A 17,996-nucleotide genomic window follows, 5' to 3' on the forward strand; every position below is an offset into this window, starting at 1 on the left:
GACGGTCGGGTGCAGCACGGCGAGCGCCCAGACGGACCGGCCGAGACCAGGCCTGCCGAGAGCCGCCCGGCCGAGACCCGGCCGGCCGGTGATGCCGCGCCGCGGGCCGAGAGCCGCGCCGAGGCCCGGCCGGAACGCGACGCCAATGTCCGCCGGCTGCCGAGCGATTCGACCACCGAGCACTCGCTCGACCTCGGTGGCCGCACCCTGCGCTTCAAGGCGACGGCCGGCTCGATCCCGCTGTTCGAGGGGGAGGGCGGTCCGCTGCGCGCCGAGGTCGGCTACGTCGCCTTCACGATGGCGCCGCCCGCCGGCACGGCCGCCGCCGCGCGCCCCGTCACCTTCCTGTTCAACGGCGGCCCCGGGGCCGCCTCGGCCTATCTCAACATCGGCGCCGTCGGCCCGTGGCGGCTGCCGCTCGACGGCGCCTCCGTCTCGACTCCGCCCGTGCTGCTGCCCAATGCCGAGACTTGGCTCGACTTCACCGACCTCGTCTTCGTCGACCCGCCGGGCACCGGTTTCAGCCGGATCGTCGGCGGCGAGCCGGCGCGGCGGCAGTTCTGGTCAGTCGACGGCGACGCCGAGGCGCTCGCCGTGGTCCTGCGCAAATGGATCGACCAGACGGGCCGGCGCGCCGCGCCGAAGTTTCTGGTCGGCGAGAGCTACGGCGGCTTCCGGGTGCCGAAGCTCGCCCGCGAGCTCGCCTCCGACCAGGGCATCGGGGTGCGCGGCCTCGTGCTGATCTCGCCCGTGCTCGACTTCGCGACCCTCGCCCAGCGACGTCACCTGCCGACGACCTGGACCTACGCCCTGCCGTCGATGGCGGCGGCGGTCCTGGAGGCGCGCGGCGCCTTCTCGCCGGCCGCGCTCGCCGAGGCCGAGCACTACGCCGCGACCGACTATCTGGCCGATCTCGTCAAGGGCGAGCGCGACCGCGAGGCGGTCGAGCGCCTCTCGGCCCGTGTCGCGGCGCTCACCGGCCTCGACCCGGCGCTGGTGCGCCGGCTCGCCGGCCGCATCGACACCCGCACGTTCCAGCGCGAGCTGTTCCGCGACCGCGGCCTGGTCGGCAGCGCCTACGACGCGACCGTCACGGCCTTCGATCCGACGCCCTCGGCGGCCCGTACCCAGTTTCCGGATCCGGTGCTCGATTCGACCAAGGCGCCGCTGACGGCGGCGATGACCGAGCTCTATCGCGGCCCGCTGAAATGGAGCCACGACCAGCCCTATCGGCTGTTGAACGGCGAGGTGAACGGCCAGTGGAACTGGGGCCGCGGCCGCGCGTCGCCCGAGGTGGTCGACGAGGTGCGCACCATCCTGTCGGCCGATCGCGCCGCCCGCATTCTGGTCGTCCACGGGGCGAGCGATCTCGTCACGCCGTACTTCGCCACCAAGCAGATCCTCGACCAGCTCCCGGTGTATGGCGAGGCCGACCGGCTGGCCCTGAAGGTCTATCGCGGCGGCCACATGTTCTATTCGGATGACGTGTCGCGAAAGGCCTTCCGCCAGGACGCCGAGGCCTTCTTTCGCGCGGCGCTGGGGGTTGCTCGGTAGGGTGGGCAAAGCCGCGCAGCGGCGTGCCCACGCGGTTTCCCGCCGATGGTCAGACAGCGTGGGCACGGCGCGTTCCGCGCCTTTGCCCACCCTACCGCGCTACGCAGTGGCGGCCTTCGTCCCCATCAGGGCCAGATACTCCCAGGCGACCGTGGCGGCGGCGAGCGCGGTGATCTCGGCGACGTCGTAGGCGGGCGCCACCTCGACCACGTCCATGCCGCGGAAGTCGAGATCGCCGAGCCGGCGCAGGACGGCGAGGAGCTGCCAGCTCGCGAGCCCGCCGATCTCCGGCGTCCCGGTGCCGGGCGCAAAGGCGGGATCGAGCACGTCGACGTCGACCGAGAGATAGGTCGGCGCAGCGCCGACCACGGCACGAATCTCCTCCGCTACGGCGGCCGGTCCCATCTCGTGCACGGCCTCGGCCGGAACGATCCGGACACCGCGGGCGAGCGTCCAGTCGTAGACGTCGGTGCCCATCGGCGAGCGGATGCCGATCTGGATGGTCTTCCGCGGGTCGACCAGGCCTTCCTCGATGGCGTGGAAGAACACCGAGCCGTGGGCGTAGCGCTGGCCGAAATTGTCCGGCCAGGTGTCGACATGGGCGTCGAAGTGGACGAGCGCCAGCGGCCCGGTGCGCTTCGCCAGCGCGCGCAGGAGCGGCAGCGTGATGCCGTGCTCGCCGCCGAGCGCGATCAGGTGGCCGACCGCGGCGGCTTGGCGCTCGATCAGATCGAGACTCTTCGCGATGTCGCCGAGCGCGATGGAGAAATCGCCGATGTCGGCGACCGGCATCATCGCCGGCTCGATGCGGTGCACCGGGTGGGCGCCGTCGACCAACATGCGGCTCGCGCGCCGGATCGCCGCCGGTCCGTCGCGGGCGCCGGAGCGGTTCGTGGTGCCGACGTCGAGCGGGATGCCGGCGACGCAGAAGGTCGCGGCGCGATCGTATGCCGCCAGCCCCAGGAAGGTCGCCGGCAGTGCGAAGGTGGCGGGCGAGAGGCTCATGCGGGGCTCCGCTCCCTCACGCCGCGAGCGGCGCGAAGCGGAACACCGCGCAGGCGACCGCGCAGGTCCACTCGCCCGTGTCGGCGCCGGTCGCCGCCGCGGTCATCGACAGCGTGTCGACGATCAGGTCGGTCGTCTCGTAGAGCTTGCGGCGCTCGTCCCAGGCGGCGTTGGGGTCGAACTCGATGCCGAGCGTCGAAGCCAGCATGGTGGCGGCCAGGTCCTCGGCATAGTCGCCGGCCTGGTGCTCGGTCATGCCGTAGCCGTGGTGCTCGGAGATGTATCCGTAGACGGCCGGGTCCTTCGGGCGGGCGAGGCCGATCGAGGCGGCGATTCGGCGGCCCGGCTCGTTGGTCTCGGCCCGCGCCATCACGCAGAAGGTGATCTCGCCGGGGGCGAGCGTCGGCACGCCTTCCTCGCGCGAGATCAGCCGGCAGCGCGGCGGTAGGATCGACGACACCGTGACGAGGTTCTGCTGCTCGATGTCGGCGTCGCGCAGCGCATATTCGAAGGCGGTGAGCGGCTGCCTGTGGATGCCCACCCCGCGGGTGAGAAAAACCTGGGTCGGAACCGGAAACATCGCGCCTCCTTGGGACGGTCCGTCGGTCGGCAGAAAACAATGGACCACAATGGCGACAGTCCGACAACGCGGAGACCCAGCCAGGGGACATCGCGACGACCGCCGCGGAGGCGGACCGCGTGGAAGGTCCGCACCCGGGCCGGGCCATGACACCTTCGGCGTGCGAGCGCCGCTGCGGACCGCCCCTCCGGACGGTCTGCGTGAGCGCGCAAAACGTCCTTCGCGACCGGCGGGCCGCCTGTCGGCCATCGCCGTCAGGATGCGACCGGTTCCGGCTCCAACGCCTGCCAGTAGCGGTCGGGCAGGTGGTCGCCGAGCGCCGGCGCCAGGAGGCGCGACGCCTTACCCTTGAGGTCGGAGCGGATCAGCGGATCGAGCGACAGCGACACCAGCCGGCGCACCCCCTCGCGCAGCGCGCTCTGCAGGCCGGGCACGAGCTGCGGGTCGTCGCAGGGCGGCGGCTTCAGGAGCGTCGCGTCGAAGCGGGTGTGGCGCGGGCAGGTCAGGCAGCAGCCGACATGATGGAAGCCGAGGCCGCTCGGCGGCACGGCCGGAACCAGGTCCTCGCCGTGGACCAGACGGAACGTGCGGGCGCCCAGCACCGCGTCGTAGTCGCGGGCGAAGACCTCGGTGCCGACGCGGGGCATGCCGAACGTGTAGACCTCGGGCAGCAGCACGTGCTCGATGACGGCCTGCTGGGCGGCCAGCACGGCGAGCGCCCCGCCGAGGCTGTGGCCGGTGATCAGCAGCCGATGCGACGGGTCGTGGTCGGCGATCAGGGCGGCGACGTCGGTCCAGGCCGCCGCGAGCGCCGCCGCGAAGCCGCCGTGCAGGCCGTCGTCGTTGACGAAGAAGAGCAGGTCGGTGAGCCAGTTCGCCAGCACCAGCGGGTCGGTGCCGGCGAAGGCCAGGATGGTGATGCCGGGGCGCCGCAGCACGATCCCGCGCGTCTGCGGCATCGGCAGCGCCGCGCCGGTCGGCGGGCTGAAGGCGGCGAGCGCGACCCGCCATCGCGCCGCGACGGCGTCGAGCTTCTCCGGCTCGTCCTCGTAGGCGAGCTGCGCGGCCCAGGCGGTGGCCCGCGCGGTGCCGAGGTCGAATCCCTCGTGCGGCGCGAGGCCATCGAGCGCGTCGGCCGGATAGAATTCGAGCGGCAGGCGGACCAGAAACGTCATCACCCCACCGCCGAGCGTGCGACGGGAATCGCCGGAGCCATGATCCGCGACTATGACCAGAGGCGCCCCGCCGGCCAAGAGCCTGGCGGCGCGATCGTGGCGAACTATGCGGTGGTCGGAGGGAGTGGCTGGGGGACCTGGATTCGAACCAAGACTAGCGGAGTCAGAGGCCACCACCTGACCTTGTGGCTGGTTTTGGGAAATTGCTAGGTCATTGATTTTCTTAGGTGTGGACTGTGTCGTACTTACCTCTTGTTGTGGCTCCTTATGCCGTTTTATGGTTCCGGCCGTGACCCAGGCGTGACCTGATCTGTGACCCGGGCTCGGATCTAGATCGACGGATTCGCGCCGCCAGACCAACGGAGTCGGTCGCGTGCGCCTCACAAAGTCCGAGATCAACAAGCTCAAGCCCGGCCCTCGGCGGTTCCTCTGGGACGACGAGCTCCGCGGCTTTTGCGTCCGGGTGAACAAGACGCAGGTGTCGTACATGGTCGACTTCACGGTCGGCGCCAAGCGCCGCCGGGTGTCGCTCGGCTCGGTTCACCTGCAGCCCCTCGAGAAGGCCCGGGAGAAGGCGGCCGGCATCCTCCTGGCCGCGCGCGCCGGCACCGACGCCACCGTGACGGATGCCGGTGACCGGGCGATGTTCCGAGCGGTGTGGGACAAGCTCGCGACCGAAGTCGACGCCCACAAGCTCGCCGAGGCGACGCGGGAATCGTACGCGGAACGCATGAAGCCGATCCTCGCGAAGTTCGGTGACATGGCCGTCGCGGACATCACGGTGGCCGACGTCGAGGCGTTCGTGTTCGGCCTGAACGGTGAGCGCAATCGGTCCTTCGCGGTGTCGCTGATCCGGAAGACGATCAACTTCGCCAAGAAGGCGAGAATCCTGCCGGACAGCCATCGCAACCCGGCCAGCGACGTGAAGACCAAGAAGCCGACGAAGCGGAACAAGGCCCTCTCGGTCGAAACGCTGACCGCATTCGGACGCGCCCTCGCTGAGATGGAGACCGAGGGGAAGGTGTCGCCATGGCTGGCGAACCTGTTCCGCCTGGCGCTGGTCTGCGGCCTGCGGCCGGGCGAGGTCCGCACCCTGCAATGGTCGGCCGTCGACTACGCGGCCCGCGAGATGAAGGTGATCGGCAAGGCGGGCGAGCGCCCGATCTACCTCGCCGACGAGGCCATCGCGATCTTGCGGGCGACGCCGAAGGTCGAGGGTTGCCCGTTCGTGTTCGTCGGCCGGCGGTTCGGAAAGCCGATCGCGGCCGTGCACAAGATGCTGACCTTGGTGCAGGACCGGGCGAAGGTTCCCCGCTTTCCGCCCTATGCGTTCCGCCACACCGCGGCGACCGGGGCGCTCGGGCGCGGCGTTGACCTCGCCGCGGTTCAGGCGTTGCTCGGGCACGCCTCGATCCAGACCACCAGCATCTACCTCCACAGCGACGCCGCGCGGCGGAAGGCAGCGGCCGAGCAGGCGGCGGCGGTCGGCGCCGTGGTGGTGCCGATGAAGCGGGGAGGGAGCCGTGTCAGCTAATCCTATGCAGGTTGCACAGGAGATTTTTGAACATTGCTGGCGCGATCTGACGCCCGATCAATGGGACGCTCTTGACGCACTCGGCAACAAAGCCTTCCGCGAGGACCAGGAACGGCGTTCAGTTCTGCTCGGAATTGCGTCCCAGTATCGAAACGAAAGAATTGCTGAAAAGGATGGCACGCCTTCCGAGCACACTGAAAAAGCAATCCTGATTGGAAGGTTGGCGGATGAATTGGCTCGCTCCCTGCGGTCGTATCCGAGGTGGGTCTCATTCATCGATCAAGATGAGATTGTGGGGCATGATGCTGAAGATCGGCAGACGCGTTCGCGAATGCTCCGGTGGGCCTACGCCGCGCCATCGATGCTCGAACTTCTTGCGGCCGGAGCAAAACGGTCGGCGATCGGGGTTGATCTGGTCGAGGTCGAGAAATCGTACCTTAGAGCGCTTCGGTTATCCTCCAATGCGAAGGATTGGCCGGCTGCTCGTATGTATTGGCTCTTGTTTAGTCATATGAAGGATAGATGGAGATTTCGTGTCTACGAGACAAAGAATGAAACCCCAGCAACACGATTCGTGGCCTATTTCGTTTCCGCAATCGATCCGGTCCGCCAGCCAACGTTGAAGCAGATTTCTCGTGCGATTGCGGACTTCAAGCGGGCGCCGATTCTGATCGGCGAGTTAGAACGGCTCCGATCGGCAGTCGGAAATTAGGGACCAGGAGTCACACCTAACAGGGGTTATCGCTGAGCACAAAATCCCACTAATTACCGGGGCGCCACGCAACACACGAGGCGCCGTCGCACCAGTTGACAGCGCCTCGCAATCCAGAGGGCGCATATGTCGACGTCTGATTTGCTGCCGCCTGCCGAAGCTGCCGCCTACACGCGCAGGTCTGTGAACACCCTGGCCGGATGGCGTTCGACCGGGGCCGGACCAACGTTCTGTAAGTTGGGCGGCCGGATCTATTATCGCCGTACTGACCTCGACGCGTGGATCGAGTCGTGCCGTGTGACCAGCACCGCCGAGGCGCGCGCGCTCCCGAAACCGTCGGTCAAGCCTGCTCGTGGCGCCTCGCTGCAGGGGGCGGCGTGATCAATGGCCCCCCGTCACACGGCGACGCCCGCCCCCGCGGACACGGGGCACGGGCGTCGGGATGCTGATCAGCCGGGCGGCGAGATCACCCCGACCATCGCCGACCCCACGCACCAGCCGCAACCGGCCGAGCTGCCGCAAGTCCGCGAGGCCCGCGAGCGCGACACCGCGGCCCGGGCTCGACTGCGCAGCGGCCGGCCCGAGCCGGAGCCCGGCGAGCCCGAGCGAACCCGGCGACGGCTGCCCGGGAGGTGGTCGTGACGATCGGCCGCCGCCGTCTCCCCCAGCGCCGCGCATCCGAGACGTTCGACCTTGAGGTCGCCGGGCTCACCTACATCGTGACCGCGTCGCGATACGAGGACGGGCACCTCGGCAAGGTGTTCATCACGTCGCCCAAGCTCGGCAGCGCCGCCGACACCGCGGCCCGCGACGCGGCAATCGTCGCCTCGATAGCCCTGCAGTACGGGGCACCGGTCGACGTGATCAGGCGCGCACTCTGTCGTGACGGCTCCGGCCGGGCGAACGGGCCGCTCGGCGCCGCCCTGGACCGCCTGGCGCCGGCGGACGGGAGTCCGACGTGAGCAGTAAGGCCGGCCGGAAGGAGTTCACGCGCGAGGTGTTCGCCTGGCTCGGCCGGATCTGCGCCGACCGGTCCTTGCCGGCCGCGGCCTTCAGGCTCGCGTTCGCGATCAGTCAGTATTTCAACTTCGAGACGTGCACGAGCGAGGCATGGCCTGGACAAGCGACCCTGGCCACCGCGATCGGGTCCGATGATCCGCGCAACGTGCGGCGGCTCGCCGGTCAACTCGTCGCGGCCGGATACCTCTCGATCGAGGAACACCGGGGCCGCCACCAGACGAACGTTTACCGGATGGAAAACCGGACGGCGTTGCCCGGTTTTTCCGGGCAGAAAACCGGACAGCAGCGCCCGGTTATTCGCCGGGAAAACCGGACAGCCGTGGCAGAAAAACCGGACAATCCTGGTCGGAAAACCGGACAGAATCCGCCAGAAAACCGGACAGGGCTGTCCTACAATCTATCTAATGAACTACCGAAGGAACTACCGAAGGAACTATCTAACTCTGCGCGCGAGCGCGCGAGGCGAGATGACCATGACGGCGAACTGTTCGCCGATCAGATCGAGCAGTTAGCGACCGGCAGGCCGACCAGCGCCAAGCGGCGCACCAAGCAGGCAGGCGACGGGCAGACCGATGAGGCCTTCGCCGAGTTTTGGTCGATCTACCCGCGCCACATCGCCAAGGCCAACGCCGCGCGCGCGTTCACCGCAGCGCTGAAGGCCGGCACAGATCCGGGCGAGATCATTGCCGGCGCCCAACGCTACGCCGCCGAGCGGGCAGGGCAGGAGGAGCGCTACACGGCGCACCCGGCGACATGGATCCGCGGCCAGCGATGGCTCGACGACCCGACGCCACGCGGCGGGCGACAGCACGGCCACCGGCCCGACCGTGCGGCCGGGGTGATGGCGGCGCTCGACATCGCGGCCGGCGGGTTCGGAGGCGACGACGATGGGTTCTGACCTAGCCACTCAGCGCGGCGGCGGCGCGCCGACCTCTATCCGCCCGCCCGACCTCAGGCAGTTCGACCGGTTCGCCGCGGCCGGTGATCGGCTGATCGCGCTGCACCTGCGGCTGCGGCAGGCCCGGATCGGCGGGCGAGCCGACTGGACATCGGCCGGCGAGATCGCCGGACTCGAGGCGCTCATCGCCGAGGCGACCGGTCCCGAGACCACCGCCATGGTCGACCAGCTTCGCCGCGACCGCGCCGCGTTCGATCCGCGCACCGCGTATGCCCGCGACGGCGCGCTGCGGGTCGAGACCGTCGCGGCGTCGGTGGCGATCCTGCTCGCCGCGTTCCCGTCCGGCCACGCCGACCCTGGGACGTTCGCCCGGATCTTGGTCGCCGAGGTCCACGCGATGGAGCCGACGGCGATCGAGCTGGAGACCGCGATGCGCGAGCTGCGGCGCGCACCGGAGCGGCGGTTCGTGCCGGCGATCGGCGAGGCCCTGGCCGCGATCGAGCGGGCGCGTGCGACGTGGCTCCGGCGGTTCGCCGCCGCGGACGCGATCGAGGGCGCCGTCGCCGATCTGCGGCAGGTGCTCGACCAGCGGCGCGTCATGTGGGCGGCGCAGCAGGCCGAGCAGGCGCGAGAATCCGAGCGCCGGAAGCCGGTCCAGCCCGGCGACCGGGTGAAGCACGTGCAGTGGGGGGGCATGGACTACGGCGTCGGCACGGCAGCCGAGCCCGGCCCCGAGGTGTCGACCTCTGAGGCGGCCGTGGACTTCGACGACTTCGGGTTTGTCGTCGTGCGGCGCCGAGAACTCCGGCGTCTGCTCCCGGACGAGCGCGGCTACGTGCCGGCACCTAACGTCGCCGAGGCTGCGCAGAGCGCGGCCAGCGCCGAGGCCGCGCCGCCGTGACGACGCCAGACCGCCACCCCGCTCAGTGCCCGCGGTGCCGTCACCGTGGCGCTGTTCCGTGCTCGGCGGCGCCCGACGCTTGGCTCCGCTGCTCGGGCTGCGGCGAGCGCATGCAGGTGCGCGACGTGATCACGGTCGAGACCCCGACCAGCGGCCGGCGCCGGAGCGCGAGGGCGACGCGCGAGGCCGCGGCCGCCGAGGTGCTGGCACGGCTGCGGGTGGGCGAGCTCGACGACGATGTGAGCGACCTGTGGGTCGAAGAGGCGGAGGGCTGATCGTGACGGACGAAACCACCACCATCACCGAGACCAGCGATCGCCCGAAGCGTGAGCACCGAGTCGCCCCGCCGCCGAGCGATCGGCTGGTGCTCGCGTGCTGCCCTGCGTGCGGTCATGTCGGCCCGGTCCGGGAGGCAGCCCTATCGCGCTCGCCGCGGTGCTCGGCGTGCGGCTCGACCGCAGCGCCCGAGGTCGGGCGGCTGGCGGGGAAGGTTTGACCATGGCGAGGCTCGGCCGGACCCCGACCCCCATACCACCTCTCGTTAAGGTCGAGGCCGTTTCCCCCGGACCGTCGCTGTCCTCCGAAAATTCCGTCTGCCCAAAGTGACTTTTTTTGATCCGATGACTCTCGCCGCCGCCCATCGCCTCCGCCGTCTCGCCGCCGCCCTGGCGGCCGGTGAGGCGTTGACGGCGGCCGATGCGGCGTGGCTCGCGGACAGGTTCGGCGCGTATCTGGACGGCGCCGCGGAAGGTGTGACGCTCGACGACGTGCTCGGCTTGGTGCCGGGTCGCGGTGGCGAGCACTGGTGGCGGACGGAACGCCGGGCACGCCGCGATGACGCGGTGCGCGCACTCGCCGGGCAGGTCGACGGGCCCGACTCACGCCGGGCGGAGCTGGTCGCGCGCCGGCTCACGCACTACGCGGCGACCGGCTGGCGGACCGATCGGCGGCTTTCGGAGCCGCCTGTCGACGGTGCCGCGGGGCGGGCCGAGATGTGGATCGCGGTCGCGATGAACGATGGCGAGCCGCTGTCGGTGCGCACCGTGCGGCGCATCCTCGAGGTCGCCGACGTCCCTGATCAGCTTGGCCACGAAACCCCCCCTTTTCGTGGCCAAGCGCCGCGCGCAGATTCCACGCACAGATGACCTAGGAGGCGCTCATGTCGGACGTGCTGAAGTGGATTCGCGATCCGGACGCGGTCGCCGCGGCGACGGCCGACCAGATCCGCGAGAAGGCGCAGGACGCGCAGGCCGCGAAGCGGGTGGCCGAGGATCAGATCGTCGAGCTCGGCCGGATGCGCGAGGCGCTGCTTCTCGACGCCGACGACGACAAGATCTTCGCCCTCGATCGCGAGATCCAGACGCACAGCCTGATGATCGAGCGGCTCGAGGTCGTTACGCCGCTGGTCGAGCAGGCGCTGGCGGCCCGGGTCGCGGCCGACGCGCTGGCGGCGCGGCGCAAGGCGCGGTTCGCCTACCTCGACGCGCTCGTCGCCTATGCGGCCGCATACGCCGAGTTCACGGCGCACGGCCGGCGGATTCGCGATGCCTGGACCGCCTCCCAGCGTCATCTCGACGGCATCGACTCGCCGCCGATCGCGAGCGACGAGTTCGCCGCGCCGATCCTCAACAGCAACATTGCGTGCCTGGAGGCCGAACTGGTCAAGGCCGAGCTGGCCGAGGCCAAGTCGTCCAAGCCGCCGAAGAAGCGGGAGAAGGCGAATGCGTGACGTGACCGTGCGGCTCCGGCAGGACTGGTCGGGCCATGCCGCCGACGCCGTGATCGCCGTCGACCAGAGCACCGCCGATTCCCTGATCCGGCGCGGCGTCGCCATCCCGGCTACCTCGGCACCCCAGAGGCAGGGCCGGGGCGCGGCGCCCATGTTCCCGCCGGGTCGCCCGGTCCGGATGGTGCTCACGCAAGACTGGCAGGGCCGGGCCCGCGGCGAGGCGGTCGAGGTCGACGGCGCCGTTGCGGCGCTGCTGTTCCAGAGCGGTGCGGCGCGGCGCCCGACCGCAGAGGAGGCGACCCATGCAGCGTGACGCGCGCGACAAGATGCTGCGGCCCGGCGAGGGCGGCGACGACAGGGTGCGGGTGTGTCTGCGCCGCGCTTGGCAAGGCTACGCGGCCGGATCTGTCGTCCCCGTCAGCAAGGCGGAGGCGAAGACGATGGTTGCCAGCGGCATCGCAGACACGGTTGGGGCAGGATCGACCGGATACGAGACGAAATGAGCACCGAAGACAAAATCATCCGCAAGGCGTTCGCCGGAATCGGCGTCGCCGGCTCGATCGTCGACAAGAACGTGGGTGGCGATCAGCGCACGTTCCGAGTGGTCGCGAGCGACGGTAACGTCGACCGTGACGGCGACCGGATCGAGCCGGGCGGCTGGCGGCTCGACGCCGCGCCGACGTGTTTTTTGTTCAGCCACGACCGCCGGGCCATCGTCGGCGCGGCGGAGAATCTGCGCGTGACGAACGGTCGGCTCGAGGCGGTATGCCGATTTGCTCCACCCGGGGCTTCCGTCCTCGCCGACGAGGTCTGCGCCCTGGTTCAGGCCGGCATCCTGAAATCGGTGTCGGTCGGCTTCCTTCCGATCAAGGCCGAGCCGATGCAGGGCGGTGGGTTCCGGATCATCGAAGCCGAGTTGATCGAGATCAGTTGGGTTTCCGCGCCGAGCAACCGCGGTGCCGGCGTGATCTCTTCGTCAGGAGGCAAGAGCGTGAACCTTTCCGACACGGAGCGCCGCCGCGCGCTGGCGCGTGCCACCGCCGCCCAGGCCGGCGCCGCGGCAACGCTGGCCGGCGCCGCGGCTCAAGCGACGCTCGCCGCGACCCGACCCTACGCGCCGGCGAAGACCTATCACGACAAGCACGAGCTTCTGGCCGCCGCGCGAGACGCCGAGGCGGCGGCTCGCCGGACGCTCGACGGCACCGCGCACGCCCTGCCGATGCCGGCGCAGAGCCGCGGCGTGCGTCTGGTGCGGATGTCAGACGGGTCCGTCATCCTCCGGTGACGTGATGAGCCGCGGCCCGGGGTGAAGCGGCTCCGACAACGGCCCGGCGACGCGCGAGCGCCGCCGGCACCTCTCACCAGGATGGCGCCCAATGCTGAGCCCGGTCGACCTCGTGCGCACCCACCTTCTCGCCGACCCGGCCATCACGGCGGCGGTCGGCGGCCGCGTCTTTCATCTCGCCGTGCCGCAGGGCGCGCGGGTGCCGAACCTGCTCGTGATCCCGGTCTCGGCCGATCCAGACGAGACGCTCGACCTCGACGGCGACCCGGTCGAGCATCGGGTGGTGGTGGCGGCACGAGCCGACACGGTGGCCGGCGCCAACGAGATCGGCCGCCTCGTGATAGCGCGGCTCGGCGGGTTCTCCGGCGAGGTCGACGGGCGCCGGGTGGAGCTGATCACGGTGACGGGCGACGATGGGGAGTGGGTCGACGAGCTGAAGCTGGCCGTGCGGCTGATCGACCTCGAGGTCGCGCTGTAGGAGGGCAAGGTGGAAGGTCTCGAAAAGTTCGCCCGCACGCTTCGGGCGCTGAGCGCGGAGAGCAAGGCCGCGCTGCAGGCCGAGACGACCAGGGCGGCCGCCGAGATGGTGACGCTGGCGCGGGCGCTGGTGCCGGTCAAGTCCGGCCGCCTGCGTGACAGCATCGTGGCGAGCAGCGGCCCGCCGCCAGCGCATGCGCAATTCGCGGGTGGTGGCCGGAGCGAGATCGCGACACATGTGACGAGCGGTAATACCGGAGCGCGTCACAGCGCGTTGGTCGAACACGGGACGAAGCCTCACACCGTCGACGGTAAGTTCAAGGGTGCGCGCCACCCCGGCAGTGAGCCGCACCCCTACTTCTTCCCGGCCTACCGGGCGCAGAAGCGGGCGTTTTCCCGCAGAATGAACAAGGCGATGCGCGCCGTTGCCCGCCGGCACGCCGAGGGCGGGTGATCATGTCGATTACGACGATCAATGAGATTGCGGCGCGGCTCGCCGAGTTCATGCTGGCGAACGTCGCCATGCCCGGCGAGGAGCGGGACGAGCGCTTGGCCGAGATGATCGCCTTCCTCGCGCCAGAGGATCAGGCCGCCGCGGTCGCCGAGGCCGAGGCGACGCTGAAGCGTCTGGCCGCCGACGCTGCGGCGCTCAACGACGCTGCCCTGACGGTGATCGCGATCGCGGGCAACCTGCCGACCGGGGCGAGGGAGTGACAATGCCGACAGACCTCGAGGTGGTGTCGACCCTGCCGTGGCGCCTGCTCGACGCCGCGACGCTACGGGCCAACATGCGCCGATCCTCGGCGACCGAGGACGCGCTGCTCGACACCTTCATCGCCGCGGCCACGGCACAGGCCGAGAAGCGGACGAAGCTGTCGATCCTCGGCCGCACGCTGCGCCTGTTCCTGCCCGACTGGCCGCTCTCCTATGTTGAGCTCCCGGCGCCGCCGCTGCGGTACGATCCCGAGGACGGCCCCGAGTCCGCGGTAACCGTGAAGCATCGTGATCAGGACGGCGCTCTCGTCACCACCGCGGCCGACGTGCTGCGGCTGGTGCGCGACGCACAGGTCTGGACGCTGGTTCCGGGGCTGACCATGCGGCCCGCGCTGCAGGACAGCCGCCGCGCCGTCCAGATCGAGTTCACGGTCGGCTATGCCAGCGCCGCCGACGTGCCGCCCGACGTCACCGACGCGATCGTTCTGCTCGCGTCTCACCGTGACGCGAACCGCGAGGCCGACCCGGCGAAGGTCGCCGGCAACGCCGACCATCTTCTGCGGCCGCACACCGTCGCGACCCGTTACACCCCGTCTTGGGCATAGGTGAACCATGGCCGAGGTTCAGATCGCGCGATTGGTCGCCAGTTTCGAGGCGAACTCGCGGAAGTTCGACAGCTCGATTCGCAAGATCGAGGCGGACAGCCGGCGCACCGCCGCGCTGCTCAAACAACACTTCGGCCCGAGCGCCCGGACGTTCGACGGGCTCGGCGCCTCGGCGCTGCGGGCCGATGCCGTGCTCACGCGGCTGCGACAGTCGTTGAACCAGAGCGCGGAACGCGGAATGGCGGCTGCCGCGGTGTTCCGCCGGCTGGCCGCGGCGGTCGGCGTGGCTCTCACGGTCCGCGAGGTCGTGCAGAGCGCGGACGCCTGGCAGCAATATGCAAACAAAATGGCCGGCGCCGGAGCACCCGCCGAGAAGGTCAACGACCAGCTCAACGAGCTGGTGGCCGTCGCGCTGCGCACCCGCACCGGGCTCGAGCCCGTCGTCGACCTCTTTTCCAAGCTGACGCTGGCGGCGGAGCAGTACGGCCTCAGCGCCGCACAAGCGACGCGGATCACGGAGACCGTGTCGAAAGCGATGAAGGTGGGCGGCGCCTCGGTTGCCGAGCAGTCCTCGGCAATCCTGCAGTTGTCGCAGGCGATCGGTTCGGGCGTCCTGCAGGGTGACGAGCTGCGCTCGCTCCGCGAGAACGCGCCACTCCTGACGAAAGCGCTCGCCAAGGAACTCGGCGTTACGACCGGCAAGCTGAAGCAGCTCGGCGAAGAGGGCAAGCTGACCGGCGACGTGATTCTCCGGGCGATGCTGAAGGCGAGTTCCGAGATCGACGCCGCATTCGGGAAGACCGTCCCGACCGTGGCCGACGCCTTCACCAACGCAAAGACGGCATTCACCGCGCTGGTCGGCGAGTTCGACAAGGGCGCCGGGATCACGCGGCAGATCTCGGAAGCGCTCACCGGCACCGGGGCCAAGATGGAGGAACTGAAGGCCGGGGCGCAGGGCTGGGGCGCCTACCTCGCGCAGGAAGCCGAGAACGCGCTGAAGAAGGTCAAGCCGCTCTATGATCTGCTCAACAAGCTCGGCGAGCTGACGCCGATCAGCATCGCGATCTCGACGTTGCGGGACAACACCAGCGAGGCCGAGCGCGGCAAGGCGATGTTGCGGCGTGGGCTCGGCAAGCCGCTGGCGACCAAGCCGGAGGAAGTGGCGGCCTTCTACGACATGAGCGGCGCGCCGGGCGAGATCAAGAAGCCGCCGAAGGACACCAAGAAAATCGACGACGAGATAAAGTCGGTCGAGCGGCGCACCGCGGCCCTGCAGGTCGAAACGGAGGTGGTCGGCAAGTCGGTGCGAGAGGCCGAGCGGGCGCGGACCATCCACGAGCTTTTAGCCGAGGCGAAGAAGAACGAGATCCCGGTCAGCGACGAGCTGAGGGCCAAGATCGAGGCGGTCGGCACCGCCTATGCCGAGCAGGCCGCCAAGCTCGACGAGGCCAGGAAGGCGCACGAGAAGCTGGAGGACGCGCAGCGCGAGATGGCGAGCGCCTCGGCCGAATTCGCGAAAGGGTTCCTCTACGACATGCGCGCCGGGGTCAGCGCCACTGAAGCACTCGGCAATGCGCTGGAGCGGCTGGCCGAGCGCATGATGGATCGAATGATCGATCAGACGTTCATGTCGCTGCTCGGCCCGACGAGCGCGGGCGGCGCCGGCGGAGGTGGCGCGGGCGGCGGGATCCTGTCGCTGATCACCACGCTGTTCAAGGGATTCGCGGGCGGCGGGCTGGTGCATGGGCCGGGCTCGTCCACGTCGGATTCGGTCCCGGCCCGGCTGAGCCGCGGCGAGTACGTCGTGAACGCTGCGGCGACGCGGCGGAGCCTGCCGCTGCTCGAGGCGATCAACAGCGGCGGCCGCCTGGCGGCGTTCGCCTCGGGCGGGCTGGTCGAGCCGCGGCGGCTCAGTCCGGGCCTCGCCGCTTTCGGTGAAACCTGCCTCACGGTCCAGCCGCCGAGGCGCTACACGATCGAGGTGACACGATGAGTGCAGCCATCATCAGCGCCGACCCGAGCGGCATCGTCGTTCATTCGGACGGCGCAACCTTCGACCCGCGCGACAGCTATCGCCTGCTCGCGCTTCATTCGAAGGTGGTCCGCCTCACGCACGTTCCGGCGCTGCTGGTCGGGTTCGGGTGCGAGGGCTTCACCGAGACCATGGCGATGTGCCGGTCGCCGCTCTGGCGCGACTTCGACGACATGCTCGGCCGTCTCGCCGACGACGTCCACGCGACGCGCGCTTACCTTCGCGGGACGGTCCGCCGGGGCCGGCCTTGTAGCGCGCTCGTCGTCGCGGGTGGCTGGTCGGCCGCGCGCTCGGCGTTCGAGCTGTGGCAATGCCTGATCACGGATGAAGACGGCGACGCGGTGCCGGCGCTGGAGCGGCTCGGCGACTGCGTCGTCCTGCCGATGCCGTCCGACGAGGCCCTGACCGCGGCCGGGTTCCTGGTCGACGATCGGGTCGCCATCACGCCGGACCGGATCATCGATTTCTTCGAGGTGCAGCGGGCCGAGCCGGGGCGGTCCGTCACGATGAGCGACGACAGCGCGCCGGGGCACGTTGTCGGCGGCTTCGTCGAGTCGACGACGCTGACCATGGTGGACGGGCAGCCCCGGATCATCAGCACGATCGTGCACCGCTGGCCGGACATCATCGGGGAGCCGATCAGGCCCGGAGGGGGGCACGTGGATATCGCCGCCGGTGCCCGGACCGCAGCCGTCTCGCCCGCGCGGGACTGAACCGATTTTTTTTCCGAGTAGTCGCCCCGACCGCGGACGAACCGGCGGGGCAGGGCGGCCGGGGCTCACGGGCTCCGGCCGCCGTCTCGCCCCCGGCTCGGCTCTGTTCGCTCGCCGGGGGCGAGCGCTGAGGCCGCGCCCGCGCGCGAGGAGCTACCCGCCCTTGTGCCAGTCGTCCGGCCACCGGTCTTCGAGGAAGATGATGATCGCGGCGACCACGGCCGGCCCGAGGATCAGCAGCCACCAGGAGGTCGCCATGACCGACCGGCCCGTCCGCTACTCGCCGCCGTCCCGCTCGGCCTGCCGCGCCTTCATTCGCTCCCGGCGTGCCAGCTCGCGGTCGACCGCGTCGCGGACGAAATCCGTCCGGTCCTCACCATCGGACAGCACGGCGGCGATGCGGTCGAAGGTCCCCTCAGGAAACCTCGCCTGCATGTCCTCGGCCCATCGTTTCTTCCGTCCCACGCGCCGGGGGGTATCGCATACGAGATTTTCTGTCGAGGTCATCTTTTTCTCATATGAGATATTGACGGGTCGAAACTCATATGAGATAAATAACTCATACGAGATACCGAAGCAAGGGGAACCGCAGATGACCAGCCGCAAGACCCTGATCGCCCGCCACCAGCACGCCGGCGCCGCCGAGCTGCAGGTCCGAGCCGACCGCCTGGCCGAGAAGGTGGCCGCCACCACCAGCGACCGGAAGCGGGCCGAGCTGATCGCCGAGGTCCAGGTCATCGGCGAGCTGCAGGACCGGAAGTGAGGGGGCAGGGCGGGGCCTTCGGGCCTCGCCCCACCACGGTGGACACCATGACAAACCTCGCCGCCATCCTCGCCGACTTCGATCCCGCCCTGGTCGCCCGCGACGAGTTCGCCGCGGCGCTGGCCGGCTATCCCGAGAGTGCCCGACAGGCCCCGCACCCCGAGGGCGACCACACCAACGCGATGGCGTGGCACGCCGGCGTCGCGGCTGCGCAGCGCCTCGATCTGGCGCAGACACCGATCCCGGCGCCGCCGGTGCAGGAGAGTGCCGTCGCCGCGTGATGCAGTCCGGGCGCCTCG

Annotated in this window: 25 protein-coding genes; 21 read left to right on the top strand and 4 right to left on the bottom strand. The window is 70.1% G+C overall.

Going from position 1 to position 17,996, the window contains the following annotated elements:
• A partial coding sequence (locus tag CCR97_RS19320) for a S10 family peptidase (protein ID WP_201159768.1) occupies nucleotides 1-1,554 on the top strand: 1,554 nt, incomplete at its 5' end.
• Nucleotides 1,555-1,653: 99 nt separating this feature from the next.
• Here the strand turns inward: CCR97_RS19320 and speB are convergent.
• The 3 genes from speB to CCR97_RS19335 all read right to left on the bottom strand — a co-directional run bounded on the left by speB (nucleotide 1,654) and on the right by CCR97_RS19335 (nucleotide 4,314).
• Nucleotides 1,654-2,559 carry an agmatinase gene (gene speB / locus CCR97_RS19325; protein WP_111356075.1) on the bottom strand — a complete coding sequence of 302 codons (906 nt, stop codon included), beginning with the start codon at nucleotides 2,557-2,559 and terminating at the stop codon, nucleotides 1,654-1,656.
• 16 nt (nucleotides 2,560-2,575) lie between these two features.
• Entirely contained in the window at nucleotides 2,576-3,139 is a 564-nt protein-coding gene (locus tag CCR97_RS19330) for a pyruvoyl-dependent arginine decarboxylase (RefSeq protein ID WP_111356077.1), read from the bottom strand.
• A 254-nt stretch (nucleotides 3,140-3,393) separates the two neighbouring features.
• On the bottom strand, nucleotides 3,394-4,314 hold the full coding sequence (locus CCR97_RS19335) for a lipase family protein (protein WP_170145718.1): 921 nt from the start codon (nucleotides 4,312-4,314) through the stop codon (nucleotides 3,394-3,396).
• A gap of 373 nt (nucleotides 4,315-4,687) precedes the next feature.
• Here CCR97_RS19335 and CCR97_RS32340 point away from each other — a divergent pair, with 373 nt between their 5' ends.
• The 18 genes from CCR97_RS32340 to CCR97_RS19425 all read left to right on the top strand — a co-directional run bounded on the left by CCR97_RS32340 (nucleotide 4,688) and on the right by CCR97_RS19425 (nucleotide 16,934).
• Nucleotides 4,688-5,848: an integrase family protein gene (locus tag CCR97_RS32340; protein ID WP_170145719.1), complete on the top strand. Its 1,161-nt coding sequence runs from the start codon at nucleotides 4,688-4,690 to the stop codon at nucleotides 5,846-5,848.
• Nucleotides 5,838-6,560 carry a hypothetical protein gene (locus tag CCR97_RS19345; RefSeq protein ID WP_146618666.1) on the top strand — a complete coding sequence of 241 codons (723 nt, stop codon included), beginning with the start codon at nucleotides 5,838-5,840 and terminating at the stop codon, nucleotides 6,558-6,560. Before CCR97_RS32340 ends, CCR97_RS19345 begins: the two co-directional genes overlap by 11 nt.
• A 126-nt stretch (nucleotides 6,561-6,686) precedes the next feature.
• Nucleotides 6,687-6,941 carry a helix-turn-helix domain-containing protein gene (locus CCR97_RS19350; RefSeq protein ID WP_111356083.1) on the top strand — a complete coding sequence of 85 codons (255 nt, stop codon included), beginning with the start codon at nucleotides 6,687-6,689 and terminating at the stop codon, nucleotides 6,939-6,941.
• Nucleotides 6,942-7,198: 257 nt separating this feature from the next.
• Entirely contained in the window at nucleotides 7,199-7,522 is a 324-nt protein-coding gene (locus CCR97_RS19355; protein WP_207199523.1) for a hypothetical protein, read from the top strand.
• Nucleotides 7,519-8,478 carry a hypothetical protein gene (locus CCR97_RS19360; RefSeq protein WP_111356085.1) on the top strand — a complete coding sequence of 320 codons (960 nt, stop codon included), beginning with the start codon at nucleotides 7,519-7,521 and terminating at the stop codon, nucleotides 8,476-8,478. Before CCR97_RS19355 ends, CCR97_RS19360 begins: the two co-directional genes overlap by 4 nt.
• A complete protein-coding gene (locus tag CCR97_RS19365; RefSeq protein WP_111356088.1) occupies nucleotides 8,468-9,379 on the top strand; it encodes a hypothetical protein in 912 nt (303 codons plus the stop codon). The genes CCR97_RS19360 and CCR97_RS19365 overlap by 11 nt, the downstream gene beginning before the upstream one ends.
• A gap of 110 nt (nucleotides 9,380-9,489) precedes the next feature.
• The gene (locus CCR97_RS19370) at nucleotides 9,490-9,654 is read left to right on the top strand and encodes a hypothetical protein (protein ID WP_170145720.1); all 165 of its coding nucleotides are present in this window, start codon (nucleotides 9,490-9,492) and stop codon (nucleotides 9,652-9,654) included.
• 345 nt (nucleotides 9,655-9,999) lie between these two features.
• The gene (locus CCR97_RS19375) at nucleotides 10,000-10,524 is read left to right on the top strand and encodes a hypothetical protein (protein ID WP_111356090.1); all 525 of its coding nucleotides are present in this window, start codon (nucleotides 10,000-10,002) and stop codon (nucleotides 10,522-10,524) included.
• A gap of 14 nt (nucleotides 10,525-10,538) precedes the next feature.
• A complete protein-coding gene (locus CCR97_RS19380; RefSeq protein WP_111356092.1) occupies nucleotides 10,539-11,108 on the top strand; it encodes a hypothetical protein in 570 nt (189 codons plus the stop codon).
• Nucleotides 11,101-11,421, top strand: coding sequence for a hypothetical protein (locus tag CCR97_RS19385; RefSeq protein WP_111356095.1), 321 nt, complete (start codon nucleotides 11,101-11,103; stop codon nucleotides 11,419-11,421). The genes CCR97_RS19380 and CCR97_RS19385 overlap by 8 nt, the downstream gene beginning before the upstream one ends.
• A complete protein-coding gene (locus tag CCR97_RS19390) occupies nucleotides 11,411-11,611 on the top strand; it encodes a hypothetical protein (RefSeq protein ID WP_111356097.1) in 201 nt (66 codons plus the stop codon). The genes CCR97_RS19385 and CCR97_RS19390 overlap by 11 nt, the downstream gene beginning before the upstream one ends.
• Nucleotides 11,608-12,393, top strand: a complete 786-nt coding sequence (locus CCR97_RS19395) for an HK97 family phage prohead protease (RefSeq protein WP_111356099.1) — start codon at nucleotides 11,608-11,610, stop codon at nucleotides 12,391-12,393. The genes CCR97_RS19390 and CCR97_RS19395 overlap by 4 nt, the downstream gene beginning before the upstream one ends.
• 91 nt (nucleotides 12,394-12,484) lie before the next feature.
• Entirely contained in the window at nucleotides 12,485-12,871 is a 387-nt protein-coding gene (gene gp17 / locus CCR97_RS19400; RefSeq protein WP_111356102.1) for a tail completion protein gp17, read from the top strand.
• A 9-nt stretch (nucleotides 12,872-12,880) separates the two neighbouring features.
• Complete coding sequence (locus CCR97_RS19405; protein WP_111356105.1) at nucleotides 12,881-13,324, top strand: HK97-gp10 family putative phage morphogenesis protein; 444 nt, start codon at nucleotides 12,881-12,883, stop codon at nucleotides 13,322-13,324.
• Between the two features lie 2 nt (nucleotides 13,325-13,326).
• Entirely contained in the window at nucleotides 13,327-13,584 is a 258-nt protein-coding gene (locus CCR97_RS19410) for a hypothetical protein (RefSeq protein ID WP_146618667.1), read from the top strand.
• Between the two features lie 2 nt (nucleotides 13,585-13,586).
• Nucleotides 13,587-14,189, top strand: coding sequence for a head-tail connector protein (locus CCR97_RS19415; protein ID WP_111356110.1), 603 nt, complete (start codon nucleotides 13,587-13,589; stop codon nucleotides 14,187-14,189).
• Between the two features lie 7 nt (nucleotides 14,190-14,196).
• A complete protein-coding gene (locus CCR97_RS19420; protein WP_111356112.1) occupies nucleotides 14,197-16,182 on the top strand; it encodes a tape measure protein in 1,986 nt (661 codons plus the stop codon).
• Complete coding sequence (locus tag CCR97_RS19425; RefSeq protein WP_111356113.1) at nucleotides 16,179-16,934, top strand: hypothetical protein; 756 nt, start codon at nucleotides 16,179-16,181, stop codon at nucleotides 16,932-16,934. Before CCR97_RS19420 ends, CCR97_RS19425 begins: the two co-directional genes overlap by 4 nt.
• A 276-nt stretch (nucleotides 16,935-17,210) precedes the next feature.
• Here the strand turns inward: CCR97_RS19425 and CCR97_RS19430 are convergent, their stop codons facing one another.
• Nucleotides 17,211-17,441, bottom strand: a complete 231-nt coding sequence (locus CCR97_RS19430) for a YlcI/YnfO family protein (RefSeq protein WP_146618668.1) — start codon at nucleotides 17,439-17,441, stop codon at nucleotides 17,211-17,213.
• Nucleotides 17,442-17,526: 85 nt separating this feature from the next.
• Between CCR97_RS19430 and CCR97_RS19435 the strand changes: the two genes are divergently transcribed.
• Nucleotides 17,527-17,697 carry a hypothetical protein gene (locus CCR97_RS19435; protein ID WP_170145721.1) on the top strand — a complete coding sequence of 57 codons (171 nt, stop codon included), beginning with the start codon at nucleotides 17,527-17,529 and terminating at the stop codon, nucleotides 17,695-17,697.
• A gap of 47 nt (nucleotides 17,698-17,744) precedes the next feature.
• The gene (locus CCR97_RS19440; protein ID WP_111356114.1) at nucleotides 17,745-17,978 is read left to right on the top strand and encodes a hypothetical protein; all 234 of its coding nucleotides are present in this window, start codon (nucleotides 17,745-17,747) and stop codon (nucleotides 17,976-17,978) included.
• Nucleotides 17,979-17,996 lie beyond the last annotated feature (18 nt).

Source organism: Rhodoplanes elegans, from assembly GCF_016653355.1.
In the GTDB taxonomy this organism is placed as follows: Bacteria; Pseudomonadota; Alphaproteobacteria; order Rhizobiales; family Xanthobacteraceae; genus Rhodoplanes; species Rhodoplanes elegans.

What these genes read in the sequence shown, in the direction of transcription:
- CCR97_RS19420 (WP_111356112.1), top strand. Translation starts at nt 14,197, where the DNA reads ATGGCCGAGGTTCAGATCGCGCGATTGGTCGCCAGTTTCGAGGCGAAC.
- CCR97_RS19425 (WP_111356113.1), top strand. Translation starts at nt 16,179, where the DNA reads ATGAGTGCAGCCATCATCAGCGCCGACCCGAGCGGCATCGTCGTTCAT.
- speB (WP_111356075.1), bottom strand. Translation starts at nt 2,559, where the DNA reads ATGAGCCTCTCGCCCGCCACCTTCGCACTGCCGGCGACCTTCCTGGGG.
- CCR97_RS19350 (WP_111356083.1), top strand. Translation starts at nt 6,687, where the DNA reads ATGTCGACGTCTGATTTGCTGCCGCCTGCCGAAGCTGCCGCCTACACG.
- CCR97_RS19385 (WP_111356095.1), top strand. Translation starts at nt 11,101, where the DNA reads ATGCGTGACGTGACCGTGCGGCTCCGGCAGGACTGGTCGGGCCATGCC.
- CCR97_RS19435 (WP_170145721.1), top strand. Translation starts at nt 17,527, where the DNA reads ATGACCAGCCGCAAGACCCTGATCGCCCGCCACCAGCACGCCGGCGCC.
- CCR97_RS19330 (WP_111356077.1), bottom strand. Translation starts at nt 3,139, where the DNA reads ATGTTTCCGGTTCCGACCCAGGTTTTTCTCACCCGCGGGGTGGGCATC.
- CCR97_RS19375 (WP_111356090.1), top strand. Translation starts at nt 10,000, where the DNA reads ATGACTCTCGCCGCCGCCCATCGCCTCCGCCGTCTCGCCGCCGCCCTG.
- CCR97_RS19365 (WP_111356088.1), top strand. Translation starts at nt 8,468, where the DNA reads ATGGGTTCTGACCTAGCCACTCAGCGCGGCGGCGGCGCGCCGACCTCT.
- CCR97_RS19370 (WP_170145720.1), top strand. Translation starts at nt 9,490, where the DNA reads ATGCAGGTGCGCGACGTGATCACGGTCGAGACCCCGACCAGCGGCCGG.
- CCR97_RS19390 (WP_111356097.1), top strand. Translation starts at nt 11,411, where the DNA reads ATGCAGCGTGACGCGCGCGACAAGATGCTGCGGCCCGGCGAGGGCGGC.
- gp17 (WP_111356102.1), top strand. Translation starts at nt 12,485, where the DNA reads ATGCTGAGCCCGGTCGACCTCGTGCGCACCCACCTTCTCGCCGACCCG.
- CCR97_RS19410 (WP_146618667.1), top strand. Translation starts at nt 13,327, where the DNA reads ATGTCGATTACGACGATCAATGAGATTGCGGCGCGGCTCGCCGAGTTC.
- CCR97_RS19335 (WP_170145718.1), bottom strand. Translation starts at nt 4,314, where the DNA reads ATGACGTTTCTGGTCCGCCTGCCGCTCGAATTCTATCCGGCCGACGCG.
- CCR97_RS19380 (WP_111356092.1), top strand. Translation starts at nt 10,539, where the DNA reads ATGTCGGACGTGCTGAAGTGGATTCGCGATCCGGACGCGGTCGCCGCG.
- CCR97_RS19415 (WP_111356110.1), top strand. Translation starts at nt 13,587, where the DNA reads ATGCCGACAGACCTCGAGGTGGTGTCGACCCTGCCGTGGCGCCTGCTC.
- CCR97_RS19395 (WP_111356099.1), top strand. Translation starts at nt 11,608, where the DNA reads ATGAGCACCGAAGACAAAATCATCCGCAAGGCGTTCGCCGGAATCGGC.
- CCR97_RS19440 (WP_111356114.1), top strand. Translation starts at nt 17,745, where the DNA reads ATGACAAACCTCGCCGCCATCCTCGCCGACTTCGATCCCGCCCTGGTC.
- CCR97_RS19430 (WP_146618668.1), bottom strand. Translation starts at nt 17,441, where the DNA reads ATGACCTCGACAGAAAATCTCGTATGCGATACCCCCCGGCGCGTGGGA.